We start from the raw sequence: 23,256 nt of genomic DNA, 5'->3' as shown, positions 1-23,256 counted from the left end.
GGCGCCCGTGATCATGTTCTTGACGTAGTCAGCGTGGCCCGGGCAGTCAACGTGCGCGTAGTGACGCGTTTCCGTTTCGTACTCGACGTGGGCCGTGTTGATCGTGATGCCGCGGGCCTTTTCTTCAGGAGCTGCATCGATCTGGTCGTAGCCCTTGGCTTCGCCGCCGAACTTGGTCGACAGAACGGTCGTGATCGCCGCCGTCAACGTCGTTTTGCCGTGGTCAACGTGACCAATCGTACCCACGTTCACGTGCGGCTTGGTACGTTCAAACTTGCCTTTTGCCATGATCTCTATCCTTTGACTTTCAAGGAAACTTGATTTCTGCCGGGGCCGTCCGGATGGACGGACCCGGCAAGGGTTATTTACTTGGCCCGAGCGGCGATGACTTCGTCAGCGACGTTCTTGGGAGCCTCGGAGTAATGCTTGAATTCCATCGTGTACGTAGCACGGCCTTGCGTCAGCGAACGCAGGTTCGTGGCGTAACCGAACATCTCGGCCAGGGGCACTTCAGCCTTGATGGTCTTGCCACCGCCAACCATGTCGTCCATGCCTTGGACCATGCCGCGACGCGAGGACAGATCGCCCATCACGGTGCCAGCGTAGTCTTCCGGCGTTTCGACTTCGACGGCCATCATCGGTTCCAGCAGCACGGGGCTAGCCTTGCGCATGCCTTCCTTGAATGCCATCGAACCGGCCATCTTGAACGCGTTTTCGTTCGAGTCGACGTCGTGGTACGAACCGAAGAACAGCGTGACCTTGACGTCCACGACCGGGTAGCCGGCCAGGATGCCCGAAGGCAGCGTTTCCTGGATGCCCTTGTCCACCGCGGGGATGTATTCGCGAGGAACCACACCGCCCTTGATGGCGTCCACGAATTCGTAGCCGCCGCCAGGAGCCAGGGGCTCGACCTTCAGGACAACGTGACCGTACTGACCACGACCGCCCGACTGCTTGACGAACTTGCCTTCGACTTCTTCGCAGACCTTGCGGATGGTTTCGCGGTAGGCCACTTGCGGCTTGCCGACGTTGGCTTCCACGCCGAATTCGCGCTTCATGCGGTCGACCAGAATTTCCAGGTGGAGCTCGCCCATGCCGGAAATGATGGTTTGGCCGGATTCTTCGTCGCTGCGCACGCGGAACGACGGATCTTCCTGAGCCAGACGCGACAGCGCCAGACCCATCTTTTCCTGGTCAGCCTTCGACTTGGGTTCGACGGCCTGCGAAATCACGGGCTCCGGGAAAATCATGCGTTCGAGCAGGATGTGGGAGTCGATGTCGCACAGCGTTTCGCCGGTGGTCACGTCCTTCAGGCCGACCACGGCGGCGATGTCGCCTGCCAACACTTCCTTGATTTCTTCGCGGTTGTTCGCGTGCATCTGCAGAATGCGGCCGATACGTTCCTTCTTGCCCTTGATGGGGTTGTAGACCGTATCGCCCGACTTCAGGACGCCCGAGTACACACGCACGAAGGTCAATTGACCCACGAACGGATCGCTCATCAGCTTGAATGCCAGGGCCGAGAACTTCTCGGTGTCGTCGGCATTGCGCTTGATCGCGTTGCCATCGTCGTCCTGACCGTCGACCGGGGGGATGTCCACGGGCGAAGGCAGGTAGTCGATGACCGCGTCCAGCATGCGCTGCACGCCCTTGTTCTTGAAGGCGGTGCCGCACAGCATCGGCTGGATTTCGCCAGCGATGGTGCGTTGACGGATGGCCAGGTTGATTTCGGCTTCTTCCAAGGAACCCGTTTCCAGGTACTTGTTCATCAGCTCTTCCGACGACTCAGCGGCGGCTTCAACCAGCTTTTCACGCCATTCGTTCGCCAGACCTTCCAGCTCGGCCGGAACGTCCTTGTAGTCGAACTTGGTGCCTTGGCTGGCCTCGTCCCAAATGATCGCCTTCATCTTGACCAGGTCGACCACGCCTTGGAACGTGTCTTCGGCGCCGATGGGGATGACGATCGGCACGGGATTGGCGCGCAGGCGGTTCTTCAGCTGGTCATAGACCTTGAAGAAGTTGGCGCCGGTGCGGTCCATCTTGTTGACGAAGGCCAGACGCGGCACGCCGTACTTGTTGGCTTGACGCCACACGGTTTCGGACTGCGGCTGAACACCGCCCACCGCGCAGTAGACCATGCAAGCACCGTCCAGGACGCGCATGGAACGTTCCACCTCGATGGTGAAGTCCACGTGCCCCGGGGTGTCGATGATGTTGATGCGGTGCTCGGGGTAGTTGCCGGCCATGCCACGCCAAAACGCCGTCGTAGCAGCCGACGTAATGGTGATGCCACGCTCTTGCTCTTGCTCCATCCAGTCCATGGTGGCTGCGCCATCATGCACTTCGCCAATCTTGTGATTGACGCCGGTGTAGAACAGGATACGTTCGGTCGTGGTGGTCTTCCCTGCATCGATGTGCGCAGAGATACCAATGTTGCGATAGCGCTCGATCGGGGTTTTGCGGGCCATGGTGGATTAGTCCTTAAATTACCAGCGGAAATGGCTGAAGGCCTTGTTGGCCTCTGCCATCTTGTGCGTGTCTTCGCGCTTCTTCATCGCGGCGCCACGACCTTCGGAGGCGTCGATCAGTTCGCCAGCAAGACGCAGATCCATCGACTTCTCGCCACGCTTCTTGGCGGCTTCACGGAGCCAACGCATAGCCAGGGCCAGGCGGCGCACGGGGCGCACTTCAACCGGCACTTGGTAGTTGGCACCGCCAACGCGGCGGCTCTTGACTTCGACGATCGGCTTGATGTTGTTGATCGCCAGGCTGAAAACCTCGATCGGCTCTTTGCCGGTCTTGGTGGCGACTTGCTCGAGGGCGCCGTAAACGATGCGCTCGGCGACGGCCTTCTTGCCGTCCAGCATGACGACGTTCATGAACTTGGCGAGCTCGACGCTGCCGAACTTGGGATCGGGCAGAATCTCGCGCTTGGGTACTTCGCGACGACGGGGCATTGTTGCTTCCTTGTGTCTGTTCAGTTGAACCGTGTTTCATTACACGGCCATGGCCGTCCATTGGGACGACCCCTTACGTGCCGCGCACCTTCCCATCATCTGGACGGCGCGGTCGCACTTCCCGGGTGACGGACTTCCGTCACGTGGGGGTACTGCCGACTTGCTATTAAGCCTTCTTCGGGCGCTTGGCGCCGTACTTCGAGCGGGCTTGCTTACGGTCCTTGACGCCTTGCAGGTCAAGGGAACCGCGCACGATGTGATAACGCACACCGGGCAAGTCCTTCACACGGCCGCCACGCACCAGAACCACCGAGTGCTCTTGCAGGTTGTGGCCTTCACCGCCGATGTACGAAATGACTTCGTAACCGTTGGTCAGACGCACTTTGGCAACCTTACGCAGAGCGGAGTTCGGCTTCTTGGGGGTGGTGGTGTACACGCGGGTGCACACGCCGCGGCGTTGCGGGCAGTTTTCGAGCGCGGGGCTCTTGCTTTTGATGATGCTGACTTCGCGCGGCTTGCGCACGAGTTGGCTAATGGTAGGCATGACCTTTGAAATCCCTTTTACGTACCACTGGTAAGTACTTACGTACTCGTCTCCTGGAGCGGGTGAGCTTTCGGAGAAGGCAGTTCGCGCAAAACCGCCTCAAACGTTCAAATACGTAAAAGAGCGGGCTTGCCAACAAACCATGACAAACGCACAAAATCGGGTGCAGCCAGAAAAACAGTTGGTGCTAGCTGGGCCAAGGACAAAGGTTCGTGACGCGCCTTTGGGCCTTGATCCTGAACTGTCTGCCTGAGCGTGCGGATTTTGCGCGCGAAATAAAGCAGTAAGCCCTTTAGCATAACTGAGATCAAGGGCTACTGTCAAAGTTTTTTGTAAGTGTCGCGCAGCGGCGAGTTGGCGCGAAAAGCGGGGCATTTGACCGCCGCTGGCGAAAATTGGGGCCACGTAGCGGGCAGATCCAGGACCGGCAAGTGCGGCCGGCCGTGACGCTCTATCCGGGCAATCCCTGCCCTCCGGCATGGCTCCGCGAAGTGTACAGCGTGCGCGTTTAGCGGTCTGTAAAAAGATAGCCGCTGCCGTATACCGTGCGGATCGGCAACACCACGCCTGCCTGTTCGGCCTTGCGCCGCAGCCGGCTGACAATAACGTCGATGCTGCGCGCGCTGCTGGCTCGTGCAGCGCCCCCTTCCACCTGCAATTCGTTCCCCAGGGCTTCGCGGTCGACCGCCTTTCCCGCCACGTTCAGCAGGGCGCGAACGATGAGGCGCTCGTTGGCGGACAGCGACAGCGTGACGCCATTCGGGGCGGCCAGCGTCCAGCCCTGGTCGTGGAGTTCCCAGCGGCCGCTGCCCGCGTCCTGCGGCTCGGCGGGATCGGCGGCCGCCGGCAGGCGGCGCGCCAGCGCCAGCAAGATGCAGACGAGTTCCCGAGGATCCTGGGGATCGGGCAGGCAGGCATCGGCGCCGCTCTGCAGGCAGCGCAAGCGGCTGTCCACCGGCATGCCCTTGCCGACAACCACGATGCCCAGCGGCGCGGAGCCATGCAGCCGCGCAATGAGGGCGTAACCGATTTCGCCCGACGCGCCGATGTCCAGAACCACGGCGTCGTGGTGGCCGCTGCTGAGCAGGCCGAACAATTCCAACGAGGTCGAGCACCCGCGGGCCGAGATGCCGGCCTGCAACAGCGTGGACACGGACGAACCGCGCACGGTTTCGTCCGGTGACATCACAAGTATGCGCAATTGATTCATATCTGTTCCGGTCTGCATTCCCTCCCCTTGCACCGCCTGCTGTGTCGCGGCTGGTGACATCGTTGGAACAGTTTGGCGTCGCCCTATGCAACAACTCCAGTCAAGATTCGTCAACTTTGCAATGTTTGACAGTTCTTGCCATAACGTAGCCGCCGAAGGGTTTTCCCGAGTTATCATTCGTTTACATAAATCCCCCCTTCGTTTTGCTAGGTCGCCACACGCGCGCCTGCGCAGCCAACTTTCGCGAGAACTCGTCTAATGAAAATCGCGTCGCTGGAAGACGACCTGGACCAGGCTCGGCGCATCCAGCAAGTTCTGACCGCCGCCGGCTATGCTTGCACCAGCTATCACCAGAGCCGGGATCTGCTCGCCGCCCTTCGCACTGAAACGTATGACCTGGTGCTGCTGGACTGGCACCTGCCCGACATCGACGGCGACGACGTCGTCCGCTGGCTGCGCACACACATCGGCGCGCGCATTCCCGTGATTTTCCTGACCAACCGGTCGGCCGAGGATGATCTGGTCGAAGGCCTGCGTGCAGGCGCGGACGACTACATCGTCAAGCCGATGCGTCCGCTCGAGCTTCTGGCACGGGTCGCGGCGCTGTTGCGCCGCAGCCAGATCGCCGAGCCCGTCGACCAGACCATTGAAGTCGCGCGGTATCGGGTCGACCCCGCGGCGCGCGCCATTTCGCTGGACGACGTCGCGATTTCGCTGGCCCCGAAGGAATTCGAGCTGGCGCTGCTGTTCTTTCGCAATGTCGGCCGGCTCATGTCGCGCGACGTGCTCGCCGAGTGCGTCTGGAACCGCGAAATCCCCGCCACCTCGCGCACGCTGGACACGCACCTGTCGAACATCCGGCAGAAGCTGCAGCTCCGTCCGCAGCACGGCGTGCGCCTGACCTCCTCTTATGCGCTTGGCTACCGGCTCGAACTGGTCAGCCCGTCCGACGACGGCCAGAACCTCTCGCCGTAACGGCGTCGCCCGAATCCCTGGAGAATCGTTTGCCATGAGCCGCTTCCGCGCGCTTTCTCTGCTTGTCCTGGCTTCCTGCATGACGCTGGCCGCCCCCGCGCACAGCCAGCCCGCCGGCGCATTGGGCGACGACTTCATCCATCGCGTACGCCAGGGCGAGACGCTGATCGAACTGGCCACGCAGTACACGCGCAACCAGGCCAACTGGAACCGGTTGCAGACGCTCAACAAGGTCGCCACCCCGGAACTGCTGCCCATCGGGTTGGAACTGCACATCCCGCTGGCGATGATTCCGGTGCGCGACGCGCAGGCGCAGGTCGTGCACGTCAGCGGCCAGGCCAGCCTGAATGGCAAGTCCGTGCAGCCCGGAACGCCCGTGTCCGAAGGCAGCACGCTGGAAACCGCCCCCAACGGTTTCGTCACGCTGCAGCTTGCCGACGGATCGCGGCTCACGTTGCCGTCCAACGGCGCGGTGGACCTCACACGCCTGCGCCAGTTCGAGGGCACTGCGCTGACGGATTCGGTGATCAATGTGCGGCGCGGCAGCGTGGAATCCAGCGTCGCGCCAGCGGGCCAGGGTGTGGGCCGTTTCGAGATCCGCACGCCGGTCGCCGTGACGGGTGTGCGCGGCACGCGATTCCGCGTGCAGAGCAGCGCGCAAGGCGTCCATAGCGAAGTCCTGGAAGGCAGCGTGCGCTTGCAGGCGCACGCGCCCGGCGATTCGCCCGCCAAGCCGGTCGCGGTGGCGCAAGGTTACGGGGCCGCGGTGGGCGCCGACGGCGCCATGTCCGCCCTGCGTCCGCTGCTCGCCGCGCCGCAATTGGGCGATCCGGTACGCGCCGGCGGCACGTGGTCAGTGCCGTTTGCGCAGGTCGAAGGGGCGCAAAGCTATCTGGTTCGCGTCTCGCGCGATGCCGATGGCGCGCTGCCCGTGTCGTCCGCCAGCTTTCCCGCCAACGACATCCGCTTTTCCGCGCCGGGCCCCGGCACGTTCTACGTGTCGGTGCGCGCCGTCGATGCGCTTGGCCTGCACGGGGCGGATTCGGTCCGATCCTTCGAGGGCGCGAACATGTTGATGACGTCGTACGGCCTTGGCGTTGGCAGCGGCTCTGGCGGGCTTGTGACGCTGACCGCGTACTAGGACAGGCGCCATGGCCGCCCCCGCCGACTCGCTCGACCGGTCCTGGCGGTCCGGATTGTGGCTGACGTTGGCGTTGGCGGCGCTGGCCGCTTTCCTGGGCACTTTCAACGGGCTCGGCCGTCTTGATCAGGTCTTCTACGACCGCGCGGTGATGATGACGGGCCGTCCGGCTGATCCGGACATCCTGGTCGTGGCGATCGACGACGCGAGCATCGACGCGCTGGGACGTTGGCCGTGGCGGCGTGCCATCCACGCGGCCTTGCTCGACCGGCTGGCGGGCGCGCGGGCTGTAGGGGTGGATCTCATCTTTGCCGAGCCAGACAAGATCAATGCCGCAGACGATGCCATCCTGGCGGACAGCATCCGGCGCAACGCGCACACCGTGCTGCCCGTGGTCCTGGACCGGCTGAAAAGCCCGACGGCCATCGGCCTGCCGATCCCCGAATTGGCGCAGGCATCGGCCTCCACCGGCTTCATCAATGCAGTCATCGACCCGGACGGCGTCGTGCGCGAAGCCGCCCTCACCGCGCAATTTGCCGGCGACCGCAGAAATCATCTGGCCATCTCGATGCTCGAGGTCGGCGGCGAAGCTGATCGCGCCCAACGGTTGCTCAAGCGTGCAAACGCCGACGGACGGATCCTGATCCCGTATGCAGGCCCGCCCGGCCACGTGCGGACCGTCTCCTATCTTTCGGTGCTGCGGGGCGATTGGACGCCCGAGGAGCTGCGCGGCAAGTATGTGCTGGTGGGCGCCTGGGCGACGGGCCTGGGCGACGAATATCCGACGCCGGTGTCGCACGACGTCAGCGGCATATCGGGCGTGGAGATCATCGCCAACGTTCTGCAGGCCGCGCGGGACGATATCGCCTTCCAGCGGCCGCCGGCCTGGTGGAGCGCGCTTTTCGCGCTGTTGCCGGTGTTGCTCGCCAGCCTGGCCTTGTGGCGCCTGTCGCCCAAGAAGGCGCTGCTGGTCAGCCTTGCGCTGCTGGCCGCCATCCCGCTTGCATCGTGGCTGCTGCTTGCCCAGGCCTATCTGTGGTTCGCACCGACCGCGGCGTTGGCGGGCGTGGCCTTGTGCTATCCGCTCTGGAGCTGGCGCAATCAGGAAGCCGCGCTGCGCTATATGGATACGGAACTGCAGCGCCTGCAGCGCGAATACCCCCCGATTCTGAACGAAGCACGCGTGCAGCTTGCCAATCCGAATGCGTCGCTGGAGAGCCGGGTCGGCGAACTTCGGCGTGCGCTGGCGCGAGTGCGCAACCTGCGGCGGTTCCTGGCTGACGGGCTGGACGGCATGCCGGATGCGACGTTGGTGTTCGACCAGGAAGGCCGCATGCGATTCCGCAACCAGGCCGCCATCCTGTTCTTCCAGCGGCTTGGCATCCGTCCGCCTCGGATCGGCCGGCCGGCAGCGCACCTGCTGGAACATACCCTCGCCGACGAGGCGGCGCGGACACGCGTGGCAGAGGCATTAAGCGGCCGCCCGCCCGCCGAAGCCGCCTCGCCTTGGAGCGCGGACGTCGAAGTGCGCGACCGCGCCGGCCGCGATCTGATCCTGAAATGCGCCCCCATCCACACGGCCGAGGGCCAGTTCGCAGGCACGGTCGCCACGCTGACCGACATCTCAAGCATTCGCCAGGCCGAGCGCCAACGCGAAGAAACGCTGCGCTTCATCTCGCACGACATGCGCGCGCCGCAAAGCTCGATTCTTGCGTTGGTGGAGCTATCGCGGGAAAGCGGGCAGCAGGATGTGCGGCCCGACACGCTCGAGCGCATTGCGATGCTGGCCAACCGCACGCTCACGCTGGTCGATGACTTCGTGCATCTGACACGTGCCGAATCGATGCCGATCAGCACCATCGAGCTGGATCTGGGCAGTTTGCTGCAGGACGCCGTCGACGATCTCTGGCCGTCTGCCAACAAACGCGGCATCGCATTGGAGACCCGGATGCCGCTGCCGGTTGCCTACACCCGCGGCGAACAGACGCTGCTGATACGCGCGCTCTGCAATCTGGTCGACAACGCCATCAAGTACAGCGCCAGCGGCACGCGGATCGAATGCGGCATTGATGAACAGCCCAGCTTCTGGCGCGTGCGCATCAAGGACCAAGGCCAGGGGATCGCGGCCCAGGACGTGGCCCGGTTGTTCGAACCGTTTGCGCGGGTGGGCGTTGAAACGCGGGGGGATGTGGGCGGTGCCGGGTTGGGACTGGCTTTCGTGCACACCGTCGCCAAACGGCATGGCGGGCGCATCGAGGTGCAGAGTGAACCGAGCGTCGGCTCCGAATTCATCCTGCACTTGCCGAAGGTGTAGTCCGCCTTATTTACTGGAAGGTGTGCGAGATGACAGCCGGCTTGCCCGGCTTGACCTCGAGCGTCATGCGCAACGGCGGCAGGTCGGCGTTGCGCACGACCACCTGGTACTTGCCCGGAATCAGCTTGAGGTCCTTCACGGGCGGGCTGATGCCGCGCGCCACGCCGTTGATCCAGACTTCACCCCATGGACGGATGTCCAGCCGCACGGTGACCGGCACGGGCTTGGGCTTGGGCGCTTCTTCAGTGGCGGCGGGCGGCGCCGGTTCCTGCACTTCGGGGGTTGGCGGCGCCTCGGCGGTACTCGCCGGATTTGACTGCGCCCCCGCGGATGAGGCGGCGGCCGTCGCGGCAGACCCGGCGGCGGTTGGCTGGCCGGATGCGGCGCCGCTGGCCGTCAACGACGGCAGATCCGCAGGCGCCTGGGCGGCCGCTGGCGCCGGCGGTGGCGCGGGCGGCGGAGTCTGCGGCAACGGATGCACGACGGGCGGATTCGGCTGCACGACTTCCGAGCGCGTGATGAGGGCGTTGGGCGTACCCTTGCCCCACTGAAACCACGCGTAAACGCCTGCGCCGATGAGCGCCAGGATCAACAGCCAGAACAGCAACGGTCCCCGCCGGCGGGCGGGCTCGCGCCGTTCCGGCAAACCCGCCATGGGCGCGACCTTGGCCACTTCGTCCAATTCGTCTTCGGGCGCTTCGGGTTCGTCGTAGGCCGCAACGCCCAGCAGGCTGGCCAGCTCTGCCAACGACTGCGGCCGCGCCTTGGTGTCCATCGACATGCCGGCATCGATGACACGCAGGAATTCCTGGCTGTACTTGGGCAGCCCCATGTCTGCCAGCGCTTCGTATTCGTCGTGGGCGCGGCGTTCCGGCGCCGGCGGCGGCCGGCTGCCGATCACCAGGGCGTACGCCACCGCGCACAGGGAGTAGATGTCCGACCAGGGGCCGCGCGGCCATTCCATTGAATCGGTGTACAGCTCGAACGGCGCGAAGCCGGCGGCCGGCGTCCGGCTGGAACGGCGCGACCGCGCCACCGCCAGTTCGGGCAGCAGATGCGCGCGCGCGTTCTCGTCCATGCCGACGGTTTCGAGCGAAATGTCGCCACAGATTTCGTCCTGCGCATGCAGTGCGACGAGAGACGGCAAAAGGTCAGAGAGAAGCCGCTTGATGCGCGACTCCGGCACCCCGCCTGCCGCGCTGGCGGCAATGGCGCTCAACGGGCGCAGGGCCAACGGCGCGGCGCCGGAAAAGGGGCCACGCGGCGTCAACAAGCCGGCGGGAGTAGACATCATCGAAGCTGCGCGTGCGCGCCAAAACGGGTTCAGGGGCTATTTAGGCGGAATATTATCCAATCCGCAAGGTCAGGACATTGCCGAAAATGTCCGAGCGCATCAGGCTGTGGCACGATAGCGTACTGCGTCATCACCCTACATCTTTGGAAGCCATGAAAATTCGCATCCTGAGCAGTCTGCTTGGCGTATCGGCCCTCCTGGCCGGTTGCGCGGGCATCTCCAAACCGAAACCCGAGAGCCCTCCGACGGCCGAAGCCCTGGCCGAGCTGCAGCAGGTGCGCGACCAATACAGCGCCGGTCAATATGGCGAAGTCATCCGCGGCGTTGCCCGGTCCGATACGCTAGCCACCTCGTCCAAAGCAGTACGCATAGAGGCCTACAAGCTTCAGGCGTTCAGCTATTGCGTGACGCGTTATACCCAGCTTTGCGAGGACAGCTTCGCGCGTATCCTCGTGCTGGATCCGGCATTTGAACTCGCCCCCGCCGAAGCCGGTCATCCGGTCTGGGGACCTGTCTTCCAGCGCGCCCGCGCGCAGGCCGCCAAGTAGTCCTGCCGCACCCGTTCTTTTCGCAAGCAAAAAGGCCGCTGATTCGCATCAGCGGCCTTTTTATTTTCAGGCTTCCACCGCAGCCTCGCGGTGGAACCTGTCCAGACGATCCGCTTATTCGGCGGCGTCGTCGGTACCCACGTCGGAAGCAGGCGTCTCGGCGTCCGAACCCACCGTGACCGGTGCGTCTTCGAACGGGTTGGCCTGCTGGCGAGCGGCTTCGCGTTCCGCCGCCTCCAGCTGTTCCTTGTCGCGGCGTGCATGGTGGTAAGCCAGGCCGGTACCCGCCGGGATGAGGCGGCCGACGATGACGTTTTCCTTCAAGCCACGCAGGTCGTCGCGCTTGCCCATGATGGCGGCTTCGGTCAGGACACGGGTGGTCTCCTGGAACGAAGCAGCCGAGATGAACGAGTCGGTCGACAGCGAGGCCTTCGTGATACCCAGCAGCACGTTGTCGTACGTAGCCGGACGCAGGTCGGCAGCCGTGACGCGGTCGTTTTCGTTCAACAGCTCGGAGCGCTCGACCTGCTCGCCCGGGATGAACTCGGTGTCGCCCGCGTCAACGATGTTCACACGGCGCAGCATCTGACGAACAATCACTTCGATGTGCTTGTCGTTGATCTTCACGCCCTGCAGACGGTAAACGTCCTGCACTTCGTCGACGATGTACGTCGCCAGCTTCTCGATGCCTTGCAGGCGCAGGATGTCGTGGGGATCGGCCGGGCCGTCCACGATCATTTCGCCCTTGTTCACCACCTGGCCGTCGTGCACCAGCACCTGCTTTTCCTTCGGAATCAGGAACTCGTGGCTCACGCCTTCCAGGTCGGTGATGACCAGACGCTGCTTGCCCTTGGTGTCCTTGCCGAACGAAACCGTACCGGTGACGTCGGCGAGCATGCCGGCGTCCTTCGGCGAACGGGCTTCGAACAGTTCGGCCACACGCGGCAGACCGCCGGTAATGTCGCGGGTCTTTTGCGATTCTTGCGGAATACGCGCCAGAACTTCACCCACGGCAACCTGCTGGCCGTCACGCACCGTGATCAGCGCACCCACCGGGAACGAGATGTTCACCGAGTGATCGGTGCCGGCGATCTTGACGTCTTCGCCGTTCTCGTTGACCAGCTTGATCTGCGGACGCATGACGATCTTGCCGCCACGGGTCTTCGGCGTGATGACGACGAGCGTCGACAGGCCGGTGACTTCGTCCACCTGCTTGGCAACGGTCACGCCTTCTTCGATGTTCTCGAAGCGGACGGCGCCGCCGTATTCCGACACGATCGGACGGGTCAGCGGATCCCACGTTGCCAGGCGCGCGCCGGCCTTCACGGCCTCGCCATCGCCCACCAGCACGGTCGCGCCGTACGGGATCTTGTGACGTTCGCGTTCGCGGCCGTTGTCGTCGAAGATCGCCAGTTCGCCCGAGCGCGAGATCGCGACACGTTCGCCCTTGGCGTTCGTGACGTAGCGCATCGTGCTGGCAAAACCGACGGTACCGGTCGACTTGGTTTCCACCGCGCTGGCCAGGGCCGAACGCGACGCCGCGCCACCGATGTGGAACGTACGCATCGTGAGCTGCGTGCCCGGTTCACCGATGGACTGGGCAGCGATAACGCCAACTGCCTCGCCCTGGTTGACCGGCGAACCACGACCCAGGTCGCGGCCGTAGCAGTGCGCGCACAGACCATGACGCGTTTCGCAGGTCAGCGGCGTGCGGACCTTGACTTCGTCCACGCCGATGCGGTCGATGGTGTCGACCAGATCTTCGTCCAGCAGGGTGCCGGCGACGATAGCCGTTTCCTGCGTGTCCGGGTTGACGATGTCCACGGCAGCGACGCGGCCGAGGATACGGTCGCGCAGCGGTTCGATGACTTCACCGCCTTCGACCAGGGCCTTCATGTTGTAGCCCTGCGACGTGCCGCAGTCGTCTTCGGTAATGACCAGATCCTGCGTCACGTCGACCAGACGACGGGTCAGGTAACCCGAGTTCGCGGTCTTCAGTGCCGTATCGGCCAGACCCTTACGCGCACCGTGAGTGGAGATGAAGTACTGGAGTACGTTCAGGCCTTCACGGAAGTTTGCGGTAATGGGCGTTTCGATAATCGAGCCGTCCGGCTTGGCCATCAGGCCGCGCATACCGGCCAGCTGGCGGATCTGGGCAGCCGAACCGCGGGCGCCCGAGTCAGCCATCATGTAGATGGAGTTGAAGGACTCCTGGCGCACTTCCTCGCCGTGACGGTTGGTCACGGGCTCGGTGGCCAGTTGTTCCATCATCGCCTTGCCGACCTTGTCGCCAGCCTTGCCCCAGATGTCCACAACGTTGTTGTAGCGCTCTTGGGACGTGACCAGACCCGACGAGTACTGCTTGTCGATTTCCTTCACTTCGCGGCTGGCTTCGGCCAGGATGCCTTCCTTGGCGGTCGGGATCAGCATGTCGCCCATGGCGATCGAGATACCGCCGCGCGTGGCCAGGCGGAAGCCCGACTGCATCAGCTTGTCGGCGAAGATCACCGTGTCGCGCAGGCCGCAGCGGCGGAACGACTGGTTGATCAGACGCGAGATTTCCTTCTTCTTCAGCGCCTTGTTCAGGACGGTGAAGGGCAGGCCCTTGGGCAGGATCTCGGACAGCAGCGCGCGGCCGACCGTCGTCTCGTGACGGCGGATGACCGGTTGCCATTCGCCGTTCTCGTCGCGCTCATGTTCCTTCAGGCGCACGGTGATGCGGCTTTGCAGCTCGACTTCGTTGTTGTCGTAGGCGCGCTGGACTTCAGCGACGTCCATGAAGAAGATGCCTTCGCCACGGCCGTTGATGCGCTCGCGGGTCGTGTAGTACAGACCCAGCACGATGTCCTGCGACGGCACGATCGACGGTTCGCCGTTGGCCGGGAACAGCACGTTGTTGGACGCGAGCATCAGCGTGCGCGCTTCCAGCTGGGCTTCCAGCGACAGCGGCACGTGAACGGCCATCTGGTCACCGTCGAAGTCGGCGTTGAACGCCGCGCAAACCAGCGGGTGCAGCTGGATGGCCTTGCCTTCGATCAGCACCGGCTCGAACGCCTGGATGCCCAGACGGTGCAGCGTCGGCGCACGGTTCAGCATGACCGGGTGTTCGCGGATGACTTCTTCCAGGATGTCCCAGACCACCGGTTCCTGGCTTTCGACCAGTTTCTTGGCAGCCTTGATGGTCGTGGCCAGGCCCATCATCTCCAGACGATTGAAGATGAACGGCTTGAACAGTTCCAGGGCCATCAGCTTGGGCAGACCGCACTGATGCAGCTTGAGCTGCGGACCCACCACGATGACCGAACGGCCCGAGTAGTCGACGCGCTTGCCCAGCAGGTTCTGACGGAAACGACCGCTCTTGCCCTTGATCATGTCGGCCAGGGACTTGAGCTGGCGCTTGTTGGCGCCCGTCATGGCCTTGCCACGGCGGCCGTTGTCCAGCAGCGAGTCGACCGCTTCCTGCAGCATGCGCTTTTCGTTGCGCAGGATGATCTCAGGCGCCTTGAGCTCGAGCAGACGCTTCAGACGGTTGTTGCGGTTGATGACGCGGCGGTACAGGTCGTTCAGGTCGGAGGTCGCGAAGCGGCCGCCGTCCAGCGGCACCAGCGGACGCAGGTCCGGCGGCAGCACGGGCAGCACTTCCATGACCATCCACTCGGCCTTGATGCCGGACTTCTGGAAGCCTTCCAGCACCTTCAGGCGCTTGGAGATCTTCTTGATCTTGGCTTCCGAGCTGGTGGCCTTCAGTTCGCCGCGCAGCGTTTCCACTTCGCGGTCGATGTCGATGGTGCGCAGCAGTTCGCGCACGGCTTCGGCGCCCATCAGGGCACGGAAGTCGTCGCCGTATTCCTCGGTCTTGGCCAGGAAATCGTCGTCCGACATGATCTGGCCGCGCTTGAGCGGCGTCATGCCGGGTTCGATCACGCACCAGGCTTCGAAGTACAGCACGCGTTCGATGTCGCGCAGGGTCATGTCGAGCACCATGCCCAGACGCGACGGCAGGCTCTTCAGGAACCAGATGTGCGCGACGGGGCTGGCCAGCTCGATGTGGCCCATGCGTTCACGGCGAACCTTGGCGACGGTGACTTCAACGCCGCACTTTTCGCAGATCACGCCACGGTGCTTCAGGCGCTTGTACTTGCCGCACAGGCACTCGTAGTCTTTGATCGGGCCAAAGATCTTGGAGCAGAACAGGCCGTCACGCTCGGGCTTGAACGTGCGGTAGTTGATCGTCTCGGGCTTGCGGACTTCGCCGTAGGACCACGAACGGATCTTCTCGGGCGAGGCGATGCCGATCTTGATGGCATCGAACTGCTCGTCTTGAGAGACTTGCTTAAAGAGGTCGAGTAGCGCTTTCATTAGTTACGCTCCAAATCCATGTCCAGGGCCAACGAGCGGATTTCCTTGACCAGAACGTTGAACGATTCCGGCATGCCGGCGTCGATCACGTGGTCGCCCTTGACGATGTTCTCGTAAACCTTGGTACGACCGTTGATGTCGTCCGACTTCACCGTCAGCATTTCCTGCAGGGTGTAGGCGGCGCCGTATGCTTCCAGCGCCCACACTTCCATTTCCCCGAAACGCTGGCCGCCGAACTGCGCCTTGCCGCCCAGCGGCTGCTGGGTCACGAGCGAGTACGGGCCGGTGGAACGGGCGTGCATCTTGTCGTCGACCAAGTGGTGCAGCTTCAGGTAGTGCATGTAGCCGACAGTCACGGGGCGCTCGAATTGCTCGCCCGTGCGGCCGTCGAACAGCCATGCCTGCGTACGCGAAGGCGTCAGCGCCATGCGCTCGGCGACGTCGTCCGGATAGGCCAGTTCCAGCATCTTGGTGATTTCCTCTTCGGTCGCGCCGTCGAAGACGGGCGTCGCGAACGGCACGCCGTTCTTGAGGTTCTGGGCCATTTCCATGACTTCGTCATCGGTCAGTTCGTCGATGCGCGCGCCGGAGCCGGTCGTGTTGTAGACCTTGTCCAGATAAGCGCGGACGTTCTTGACCTGCGCCGTGCGCTCGTCACGCAGCATGTCGGCGATGCGATGGCCAACACCCTTGGCAGCCCAGCCCAAGTGAACTTCCAGCACCTGGCCGACGTTCATCCGCGAGGGCACGCCCAGCGGGTTCAGAACGATGTCGGCCGGCGTGCCGTCAGCCATGTGGGGCATGTCTTCCACCGGGGTGATGCGCGAGACCACACCCTTGTTGCCGTGACGACCTGCCATCTTGTCGCCAGGCTGCAGACGACGCTTCACGGCCAGGTAGACCTTGATCATCTTCAGCACGCCCGGGGGCAGCTCGTCGCCTTGCGTCAGCTTCTTGCGCTTCTCTTCGAAGGCCAGATCGAACTGGTGACGCTTCTGCTCAAGCGATTCCTTGGCCTGTTCCAGCACGACAGCGTGCGGCTCATCGGCCAGACGGATGTCGAACCACTGCCAGCGATCCAGGTCGGCCAGGTAGGCCTTGGTGATCGTCGCGCCCTTGGCCAGCTTGCGCGGGCCGCCGTTGACGGTCTTGTTGACCAGCATCTTTTCGATACGGTCGAACTGGTCGTTTTCAACGATGCGCAGCTGGTCGTTCAGGTCCTGGCGATAGCGGCGCAGTTCATCGTCGATGATGGACTGAGCGCGCTTGTCGCGCACGATGCCTTCACGCGTGAACACCTGCACGTCGATCACGGTGCCGGTCATGCCCGAAGGCACGCGCAGCGAGGTGTCCTTAACGTCGGACGCCTTTTCACCGAAGATGGCGCGCAGCAGCTTTTCTTCCGGCGTCAGCTGGGTTTCGCCCTTGGGCGTGACCTTGCCGACCAGCACGTCGTCGGCGCTGACTTCGGCGCCGATGTAGGTGATGCCGGAATCGTCCAGACGGTTCAACTGCGTTTCAGCCAGGTTGCTGATGTCGCGGGTGATTTCTTCCGGTCCGAGCTTCGTGTCGCGAGCGACAACCGTCAGTTCCTCGATGTGCACCGAGGTGTAGCGGTCATCCGCCACGACCTTTTCGGAGATCAGGATCGAGTCTTCGAAGTTGTAGCCGTTCCAGGGCATGAACGCGATCAGCATGTTCTGACCCAGGGCGAGTTCGCCCAGGTCGGTCGATGCGCCGTCAGCCAGCACGTCGCCCTTGGCAACGCGGTCGCCACGCTTGACGATCGGACGCTGGTTGATGTTCGTGTTCTGGTTGGAACGCGTGTACTTGATCAGGTTGTAGATGTCGACGCCCACTTCGCCGGCGACGTTTTCTTCGTCGTTCACGCGAATCACGACGCGCTCGGCGTCGACGTGGTCGACCAGACCGCCACGCAGCGCCTGCACGGTGGTGCCCGAGTCAACGGCCACGGTGCGCTCGATACCCGTACCCACGACCGGCTTTTCCGGGCGCAGGCAAGGCACGGCCTGACGTTGCATGTTGGCGCCCATCAGTGCGCGGTTCGCGTCATCGTGCTCGAGGAACGGAATCAGCGAGGCAGCGACCGACACGATCTGCGACGGAGCAACGTCCATGTAGTGCACGTTGGCCGGGGCGGTCAGCATCGTTTCGCCAGCTTCACGGCAGGCGACCAGGTCGTCAACGAAACGGCCTTCTTCGTCGAGCGCGGCGTTGGCCTGCGCGATGACGTAGTGGCTTTCTTCGATGGCCGACAGGTAGTCGATCTGGTCGCTGACGCGGCCGTCGACAATCTTGCGGTAAGGCGTTTCCAGGAAGCCGTACTCGTTCAAGCGAGCGTACAGCGCCATGGAGTTGATCAGACCGATGTTCGGGCCTTCCGGCGTTTCGATCGGGCAGACGCGGCCGTAGTGGGTCGGGTGCACGTCGCGGACTTCAAAGCCGGCGCGCTCACGGGTCAGACCGCCCGGGCCCAGTGCGGAAACACGACGCTTGTGCGTGATTTCCGACAGCGGGTTGGTCTGGTCCATGAACTGCGAGAGCTGGCTCGAACCGAAGAACTCCTTGATGGCAGCCGAGATCGGCTTGGAGTTGATCAGGTCGTGCGGCATCAGGTTTTCCGTCTCGGCCTGGCCCAGACGTTCCTTGACGGCGCGCTCGACGCGCACGAGACCGGCGCGGAACTGGTTTTCGGCCAGTTCGCCCACGCAACGCACGCGGCGGTTGCCCAAGTGATCGATGTCATCGATCTGGCCACGGCCGTTACGCAGCTCAACCAGCACCTTGATGGTTTCAAGGATGTCTTCGTTGGTCAGCGTCATCGGACCGGTGATGTCCTCACCACGGCCCAGACGGCTGTTGACCTTCATGCGGCCGACGCGCGACAGGTCGTACGTCTCTTCGCTGTAGAACAGACGCTGGAACAGCGCTTCCACCGCTTCTTCGGTGGGCGGCTCGCCAGGACGCATCATGCGGTAGATGGCAACGCGCGCGGCCATCTGGTCGGCGGTTTCATCGGTGCGCAGCGTTTGCGAGATATAGGGACCGCGGTCCAGGTCGTTGGTGTACAGCGCCTGGAAATCGTGCACGTTGGCCGCGCGCAGGGCGCCCAGCACGCTTTCCGTGATCTCGTCGTTGGCGTTGGCGATGACTTCGCCGGTGTCTTCATCGACGATGTTCTTGGCCAGCACGCGGCCGTACAGGAAATCTTCCGGCACGGAGATGCGCTGGATGCCGCCGGCAGCCAGGTCGCGCAGGTGCTTGGCGTTGATGCGCTTGTCTTTTTCGACGATCACCTTGCCCGAACGGTCGGCGATGTCGAAACGGGCCATTTCGCCCTTCCAGCGCTCAGGCACGAATTCCATCATCGCGCCTTCGCTCTTCAGTTCGAAGTTGTCGAAGTCGAAGAAGTTGGCCAGGATGGATTCCGGCGTCATGCCGATGGCCTTGCACAGGATCGTGACAGGCATCTTGCGACGGCGGTCGACGCGGAAGAACAGGACGTCCTTCGGGTCGAATTCGAAGTCCAGCCACGAGCCGCGGTAAGGAATCACGCGGGCCGAGAACAGGAGCTTGCCCGAGCTGTGCGTCTTGCCGCGGTCGTGTTCGAAGAACACGCCCGGCGAACGGTGCAGCTGCGAAACGATGACACGCTCCGTGCCGTTGATGACGAAGGAACCCGTGCCCGTCATGAGCGGAATTTCGCCCATGTAGACTTCCTGTTCCTTCACTTCCTTCACGGTGGGCTTGCTGACTTCGCGGTCAAGCAGCACCAGGCGGACCTTGGCTCGCAGGGGCGAGGCATAGGTCAGGCCACGTTGCTGACATTCCTTGACATCGAACACCGGTTCGCCGAGCACGTAGCTCACGAACTCCAAGCGCGCCATACCGTTGTGACTAACGATCGGGAAAATCGACGAGAACGCCGCCTGCAAACCGTCGGCTACGCGTTCGGACGGGGCGGTATCCGCCTGCAGGAAAGTTAGGTAGGATTGAAGCTGAGTCGCCAAAAGGAAGGGAACGTTTTGAACGTCTTCACGCTTGGCGAAGCTTTTGCGGATGCGCTTTTTTTCGGTGTACGAGTAAGGCATGAGCACTCCGACTCGAGGTTGCATGGGCCGTCAACCACGGCCCCAGGTGATACGACTCCAGGAAACCCCACTGAATGGGCATACCCTCAGTAGGGGTTTCCTGGAAACGCAAAAGCCCGGGGACTGCAAACTGTGCTGTCCCCGGGCAGTTGACGCAGGTCTTACTTGACTTCGACCTTGGCGCCAGCTTCTTCCAGCTTCTTCTTGGCGGCTTCGGCGTCAGCCTTGGCCACAGCTTCCTTGACGGGCTTCGGAGCGCCGTCGACCAGGTCCTTGGCTTCCTTCAGACCCAGACCGGTCAGCTCGCGCACGGCCTTGATGACGCTGACCTTGTTCGCGCCGGCTTCTTGCAGGACGACGGTGAACTCGGTTTGCTCTTCAGCAGCGGCGGCAGCGCCACCAGCGGCGGGAGCAGCAACAGCGACGGCAGCGGCAGCAGCCGACACGCCGAACTTCTCTTCCATTTCCTTGATCAGCTCGGACAGCTCGAGCACGGTCATGCCAGCGATGGCGTCAAGGATTTCAGCTTTGTTAAGTGCCATTTTTCAGAACTCCAAATATTTTGGTAATGCCAGGGTTTGGGTGTCGCTTCGTCGTTCAGCGAATTCCGGACAGCAGGGCGATTAGGCCGCTGCCTTCTGGTCGCGCACGGCAGCGAGGCCACGGGCGAACTTGGTCGGAACTTCGTTGAGCGTACGCACGAATTGCGCGATGGGGGCTTGCATGGTGCCAAGCAGCTTCGACAGCAACTCTTCGCGCGAGGGCATGGTGGCCAGAGCCTTCACACCTTCTTGGTTCAGCAAGTTGTTGGGCAGAGCGCCCGCCTTGATGACCAGCTTGTCGTTGCTTTTCGCGAAGCCAGCGATGACCTTGGCCGCCGCGACCGGATCGGTGCTGATGCCATAGATCAGCGGACCGGTCAGTTGCTCAGCCAACGGCTCGAAAGCCGTGCCGGCAACAGCACGACGGGCCAGCGAGTTCTTCAGAACACGCAGATACACGCCCGATTCACGCGCAGTTTTGCGCAGTACGGTGACAGAGGCGACGTCCAGACCACGGTACTCAGCGATAACAATCGATTGGGCCTTGGCGACTTCCGCCGAGACTTCCTCGATTACCACCGCTTTCTCTTGACGATTGAGACTCACGGTTTGAACACTCCATCAAAAGACGCCTGGGGCCGGAGCCTTGCGCGTCAACCGAATGCGGCGCCTGGACGAGTTCTTCGGGTAAAGAAATCTTCCTGGGGACGCCGTCTACGCTGGATCCGGACTATGCGAGCTCCGGGATTAAGCGGGGCAGCGGCGATGCTGCTTTCCTTGCGGAAGGAAGAATCCCTTCCACTGCCCTGCTCCAGCGGTCTTTGACAGCAACATCCGGAGGGGTCCGGATGCAGCCCAAAGTACGTTTACTGCTGTTGGCTTAGTTGGAAGCCGACAGCGAGGCAATTTCCACACGCGCACCGCCGCCCATCGTGGACGAAACGGCGAGCTTGCGCAGGTAAATGCCCTTGGCAGCTGCGGGACGCGCCTTTTGCAGGGCGTCGACCAGAGCGGCCAGGTTGGTTTGCAGCTGTTCCACGCCGAACGACGCACGGCCGATCGTCGCGTGGATGATGCCAGCCTTGTCGGTACGGTACTGAACCTGACCGGCCTTGGCGTTCTTGACAGCGGTTGCGACGTCGGGGGTCACGGTGCCGACCTTCGGGTTCGGCATCAGGCCGCGCGGGCCCAGGATCTGACCCAGGGCGCCGACGACACGCATCGTGTCGGGCGAGGCGATGACGACGTCAAAGTCCATTTGACCGGCCTTGATGCTGTCAGCCAGGTCGTCCAGACCAACGATGTCAGCGCCAGCAGCCTTGGCGGCTTCAGCCTTGTCGCCTTGGGCGAACACGGCGACGCGAACCGACTTGCCGGTGCCGGCGGGCAGCACGACCGAACCGCGGACCAGTTGGTCCGACTTCTTCGGGTCGATGCCGAGTTGCACGGCCACGTCAATGGATTCATTGAACTTGGCGACGGCGGTTTCCTTGACCAGGGTCAGGGCTTCAGCGACCGGGTACAGCTTGGTGCGGTCGATCTTTTGTGCAATAGCGGCGGCGCGCTTGGACAACTTTGCCATGATTAGATCCCCTCAACCGTGATGCCCATGCTGCGGGCGCTGCCAGCGATCGTGCGCACTGCGGCTTCCAGATCGGCGGCGGTCAGGTCGGGACCCTTGGCCTTGGCGATTTCTTCAGCTTGTGCGCGCGTCAGCGTGCCGACCTTGTCGGTATGCGGCTTGGGCGAACCCTTTTGCACGCCAGCGGCCTTCTTGATGAGGACCGTCGCGGGCGGGGTCTTCATGATGAAGGTGAAGCTCTTGTCCGCGAAGGCGGTGATCACCACCGGAATCGGCAGACCAGGCTCCATGCCTTGGGTCTTGGCGTTGAACGCCTTGCAGAATTCCATGATGTTCAGGCCACGCTGACCCAGAGCCGGGCCAATCGGGGGGGAGGGGTTAGCCTTACCAGCCGGCACTTGCAGCTTGATAAAGCCGACGATCTTCTTCGCCATGCTTTGCTCCTTGCGGGTTATATCGCCCTGGCCTGTGCGGAAAGGGCTCCCCGGGGGTTAAATTCAGGTCTTTTCGACCTGGCTGAAATCGAGCTCGACGGGCGTGGCGCGACCAAAAATGGTGACGGACACACGAACCTTGCTCTTTTCGTAGTTGACTTCTTCGACGTTGCCGTTGAAGTCCGCAAACGGACCTTCCTTGACCCGAACCATCTCGCCCACTTCGAACAGGATCTTGGGGCGGGGTTTCTCGACGCCCTCTTCCATCTGGGAGAGGATCTTTTCGACTTCCTTTTCGGAAATCGGGGTCGGACGATTGCCCGAGCCACCCAAAAAGCCGGTGACTCGATTGGTGTTCTTGACCAAGTGCCACGTTTCGTCGGTCAGGTCCATTTCAACCAGGACGTAACCGGGGAAAATGCGGCGCTCGGTGATCGACTTCTGACCACCCTTGACCTCGACGACTTCTTCGGAGGGCACAAGAATGCGGCCAAAAGACGTTTGCAGGCCCGCGCGCTCGATGCGCTCGTTCAGGGCCTTGTGTACGCTTTTTTCCATGCCGGAGTACACATGGACGACATACCAACGCTTACTCATTTGCCGTCCTTATTTCCAGCCCAGCAGCAGGCCGTAGAGAATCCATTCGATGCCCTTGTCGAGCACCCACATGAAAATGCCCATGACCGCGACAAACGCGAAAACGATGCCCGTCATCTGGGTCGTTTCCTTGCGAGTGGGCCACGCGACACGCTTGACTTCGTTGTAGGACTCGCTGGCAAAGCTCAGGGTACGGCGACCGGGTTCGCTGAACCAGGCGATCGCAGCTGCGATCACGAGGCCGCCGACGAACACACCGATACGAGCGGGCATCGGCTGTGCGCTAAGCACGGAAAACCCGACGATGCCAGCAATAACGACGAGAACCGCCAGCCCGAGCTTGACCCGGTCGGCGGTACTGGTTACGGTTTCAACGCTGGTATTAGACATATTGCGACGCGAGCCGCCGTGAATGCGTAACTCGCGATGATCTCCCGCGGGTTTATCCTGGCGGTGGCAGGGGCAGTAGGAATCGAACCTACAACCTTCGGTTTTGGAGACCGACGCTCTGCCAATTGAGCTATGCCCCTAAACACATCAAACTCTTGTTCCGCCTGCATCGGCTCGCGGAACCATACATAGTACTACTTTTACAGCAAAGATGGATAGAGGGGCATGAATGCCCACCCTACCCATCCGGGTATTGC

General features: G+C 62.8%; 18 protein-coding genes and 1 tRNA gene. 4 read left to right on the top strand and 15 right to left on the bottom strand.

The window, feature by feature from the left end; genetic code table 11:
- The 5 genes from AC6CIE_RS27765 to AC6CIE_RS27745 form a co-directional block, all read right to left on the bottom strand.
- A partial coding sequence (locus tag AC6CIE_RS27765) for a GTP-binding protein (RefSeq protein WP_233256742.1) occupies positions 1-288 on the bottom strand: 288 nt, incomplete at its 3' end.
- Between the two features lie 77 nt (positions 289-365).
- Positions 366-2,468: an elongation factor G gene (gene fusA / locus AC6CIE_RS27760; protein WP_175124791.1), complete on the bottom strand. Its 2,103-nt coding sequence runs from the start codon at positions 2,466-2,468 to the stop codon at positions 366-368.
- 18 nt (positions 2,469-2,486) lie between these two features.
- On the bottom strand, positions 2,487-2,957 hold the full coding sequence (gene rpsG / locus AC6CIE_RS27755; RefSeq protein ID WP_006389600.1) for a 30S ribosomal protein S7: 471 nt from the start codon (positions 2,955-2,957) through the stop codon (positions 2,487-2,489).
- A 166-nt stretch (positions 2,958-3,123) separates the two neighbouring features.
- Positions 3,124-3,501 (bottom strand): 30S ribosomal protein S12, encoded by a 378-nt coding sequence (gene rpsL / locus AC6CIE_RS27750; protein WP_005017264.1) that lies wholly within the window; start codon positions 3,499-3,501, stop codon positions 3,124-3,126.
- Between the two features lie 508 nt (positions 3,502-4,009).
- Positions 4,010-4,711, bottom strand: coding sequence for a response regulator transcription factor (locus AC6CIE_RS27745; RefSeq protein ID WP_175136931.1), 702 nt, complete (start codon positions 4,709-4,711; stop codon positions 4,010-4,012).
- Positions 4,712-4,969: 258 nt separating this feature from the next.
- On the opposite strand from AC6CIE_RS27745, the gene AC6CIE_RS27740 reads away from it, so the two are divergent.
- The 3 genes from AC6CIE_RS27740 to AC6CIE_RS27730 are packed head-to-tail and all read left to right on the top strand — an operon-like array spanning position 4,970 to position 9,141.
- Positions 4,970-5,686: a response regulator transcription factor gene (locus AC6CIE_RS27740; protein WP_175124793.1), complete on the top strand. Its 717-nt coding sequence runs from the start codon at positions 4,970-4,972 to the stop codon at positions 5,684-5,686.
- 34 nt (positions 5,687-5,720) lie between these two features.
- Positions 5,721-6,827, top strand: a complete 1,107-nt coding sequence (locus AC6CIE_RS27735) for a FecR domain-containing protein (protein WP_498094962.1) — start codon at positions 5,721-5,723, stop codon at positions 6,825-6,827.
- Positions 6,828-6,837: 10 nt separating this feature from the next.
- Positions 6,838-9,141 carry a CHASE2 domain-containing protein gene (locus AC6CIE_RS27730; RefSeq protein WP_498094960.1) on the top strand — a complete coding sequence of 768 codons (2,304 nt, stop codon included), beginning with the start codon at positions 6,838-6,840 and terminating at the stop codon, positions 9,139-9,141.
- Positions 9,142-9,151: 10 nt separating this feature from the next.
- Here the strand turns inward: AC6CIE_RS27730 and AC6CIE_RS27725 are convergent, their stop codons facing one another.
- Positions 9,152-10,432 (bottom strand): serine/threonine-protein kinase, encoded by a 1,281-nt coding sequence (locus AC6CIE_RS27725; protein WP_498094964.1) that lies wholly within the window; start codon positions 10,430-10,432, stop codon positions 9,152-9,154.
- A gap of 155 nt (positions 10,433-10,587) precedes the next feature.
- On the opposite strand from AC6CIE_RS27725, the gene AC6CIE_RS27720 reads away from it, so the two are divergent.
- Complete coding sequence (locus AC6CIE_RS27720) at positions 10,588-10,983, top strand: TssQ family T6SS-associated lipoprotein (protein WP_175124862.1); 396 nt, start codon at positions 10,588-10,590, stop codon at positions 10,981-10,983.
- Positions 10,984-11,097: 114 nt separating this feature from the next.
- On the opposite strand, the gene rpoC is transcribed toward AC6CIE_RS27720, so the two are convergent.
- The 9 genes from rpoC to AC6CIE_RS27675 all read right to left on the bottom strand — a co-directional run bounded on the left by rpoC (position 11,098) and on the right by AC6CIE_RS27675 (position 23,139).
- On the bottom strand, positions 11,098-15,342 hold the full coding sequence (gene rpoC / locus AC6CIE_RS27715; protein ID WP_175124796.1) for a DNA-directed RNA polymerase subunit beta': 4,245 nt from the start codon (positions 15,340-15,342) through the stop codon (positions 11,098-11,100).
- Positions 15,342-19,454: a DNA-directed RNA polymerase subunit beta gene (gene rpoB, locus AC6CIE_RS27710; protein WP_175124797.1), complete on the bottom strand. Its 4,113-nt coding sequence runs from the start codon at positions 19,452-19,454 to the stop codon at positions 15,342-15,344. Before rpoB ends, rpoC begins: the two co-directional genes overlap by 1 nt.
- 161 nt (positions 19,455-19,615) lie before the next feature.
- On the bottom strand, positions 19,616-19,996 hold the full coding sequence (gene rplL / locus AC6CIE_RS27705) for a 50S ribosomal protein L7/L12 (protein ID WP_008157777.1): 381 nt from the start codon (positions 19,994-19,996) through the stop codon (positions 19,616-19,618).
- A gap of 81 nt (positions 19,997-20,077) precedes the next feature.
- Positions 20,078-20,602 (bottom strand): 50S ribosomal protein L10, encoded by a 525-nt coding sequence (gene rplJ / locus AC6CIE_RS27700; protein WP_056320723.1) that lies wholly within the window; start codon positions 20,600-20,602, stop codon positions 20,078-20,080.
- 274 nt (positions 20,603-20,876) lie between these two features.
- Positions 20,877-21,578, bottom strand: coding sequence for a 50S ribosomal protein L1 (gene rplA, locus AC6CIE_RS27695; protein ID WP_056320726.1), 702 nt, complete (start codon positions 21,576-21,578; stop codon positions 20,877-20,879).
- 2 nt (positions 21,579-21,580) lie between these two features.
- Complete coding sequence (gene rplK / locus AC6CIE_RS27690; protein ID WP_056320728.1) at positions 21,581-22,012, bottom strand: 50S ribosomal protein L11; 432 nt, start codon at positions 22,010-22,012, stop codon at positions 21,581-21,583.
- Between the two features lie 63 nt (positions 22,013-22,075).
- Positions 22,076-22,609, bottom strand: a complete 534-nt coding sequence (nusG, locus tag AC6CIE_RS27685) for a transcription termination/antitermination protein NusG (RefSeq protein ID WP_006389586.1) — start codon at positions 22,607-22,609, stop codon at positions 22,076-22,078.
- 9 nt (positions 22,610-22,618) lie between these two features.
- Complete coding sequence (gene secE / locus AC6CIE_RS27680; RefSeq protein WP_046806052.1) at positions 22,619-22,999, bottom strand: preprotein translocase subunit SecE; 381 nt, start codon at positions 22,997-22,999, stop codon at positions 22,619-22,621.
- A gap of 64 nt (positions 23,000-23,063) precedes the next feature.
- Positions 23,064-23,139: transfer RNA gene (locus tag AC6CIE_RS27675), tRNA-Trp, on the bottom strand.
- Between the last annotated feature and the right edge of the window lie 117 nt (positions 23,140-23,256).

This window comes from Achromobacter sp. GQ309 (assembly GCF_059759315.1).
This window is presented reverse-complemented; position numbering and strand designations above follow the sequence as displayed.

What these genes read in the sequence shown, in the direction of transcription:
- fusA (WP_175124791.1), bottom strand. Translation starts at nt 2,468, where the DNA reads ATGGCCCGCAAAACCCCGATCGAGCGCTATCGCAACATTGGTATCTCT.
- rpsG (WP_006389600.1), bottom strand. Translation starts at nt 2,957, where the DNA reads ATGCCCCGTCGTCGCGAAGTACCCAAGCGCGAGATTCTGCCCGATCCC.
- rpsL (WP_005017264.1), bottom strand. Translation starts at nt 3,501, where the DNA reads ATGCCTACCATTAGCCAACTCGTGCGCAAGCCGCGCGAAGTCAGCATC.
- AC6CIE_RS27745 (WP_175136931.1), bottom strand. Translation starts at nt 4,711, where the DNA reads ATGAATCAATTGCGCATACTTGTGATGTCACCGGACGAAACCGTGCGC.
- AC6CIE_RS27740 (WP_175124793.1), top strand. Translation starts at nt 4,970, where the DNA reads ATGAAAATCGCGTCGCTGGAAGACGACCTGGACCAGGCTCGGCGCATC.
- AC6CIE_RS27735 (WP_498094962.1), top strand. Translation starts at nt 5,721, where the DNA reads ATGAGCCGCTTCCGCGCGCTTTCTCTGCTTGTCCTGGCTTCCTGCATG.
- AC6CIE_RS27730 (WP_498094960.1), top strand. Translation starts at nt 6,838, where the DNA reads ATGGCCGCCCCCGCCGACTCGCTCGACCGGTCCTGGCGGTCCGGATTG.
- AC6CIE_RS27725 (WP_498094964.1), bottom strand. Translation starts at nt 10,432, where the DNA reads ATGTCTACTCCCGCCGGCTTGTTGACGCCGCGTGGCCCCTTTTCCGGC.
- AC6CIE_RS27720 (WP_175124862.1), top strand. Translation starts at nt 10,588, where the DNA reads ATGAAAATTCGCATCCTGAGCAGTCTGCTTGGCGTATCGGCCCTCCTG.
- rpoC (WP_175124796.1), bottom strand. Translation starts at nt 15,342, where the DNA reads ATGAAAGCGCTACTCGACCTCTTTAAGCAAGTCTCTCAAGACGAGCAG.
- rpoB (WP_175124797.1), bottom strand. Translation starts at nt 19,454, where the DNA reads ATGCCTTACTCGTACACCGAAAAAAAGCGCATCCGCAAAAGCTTCGCC.
- rplL (WP_008157777.1), bottom strand. Translation starts at nt 19,996, where the DNA reads ATGGCACTTAACAAAGCTGAAATCCTTGACGCCATCGCTGGCATGACC.
- rplA (WP_056320726.1), bottom strand. Translation starts at nt 21,578, where the DNA reads ATGGCAAAGTTGTCCAAGCGCGCCGCCGCTATTGCACAAAAGATCGAC.
- rplK (WP_056320728.1), bottom strand. Translation starts at nt 22,012, where the DNA reads ATGGCGAAGAAGATCGTCGGCTTTATCAAGCTGCAAGTGCCGGCTGGT.
- nusG (WP_006389586.1), bottom strand. Translation starts at nt 22,609, where the DNA reads ATGAGTAAGCGTTGGTATGTCGTCCATGTGTACTCCGGCATGGAAAAA.
- secE (WP_046806052.1), bottom strand. Translation starts at nt 22,999, where the DNA reads ATGTCTAATACCAGCGTTGAAACCGTAACCAGTACCGCCGACCGGGTC.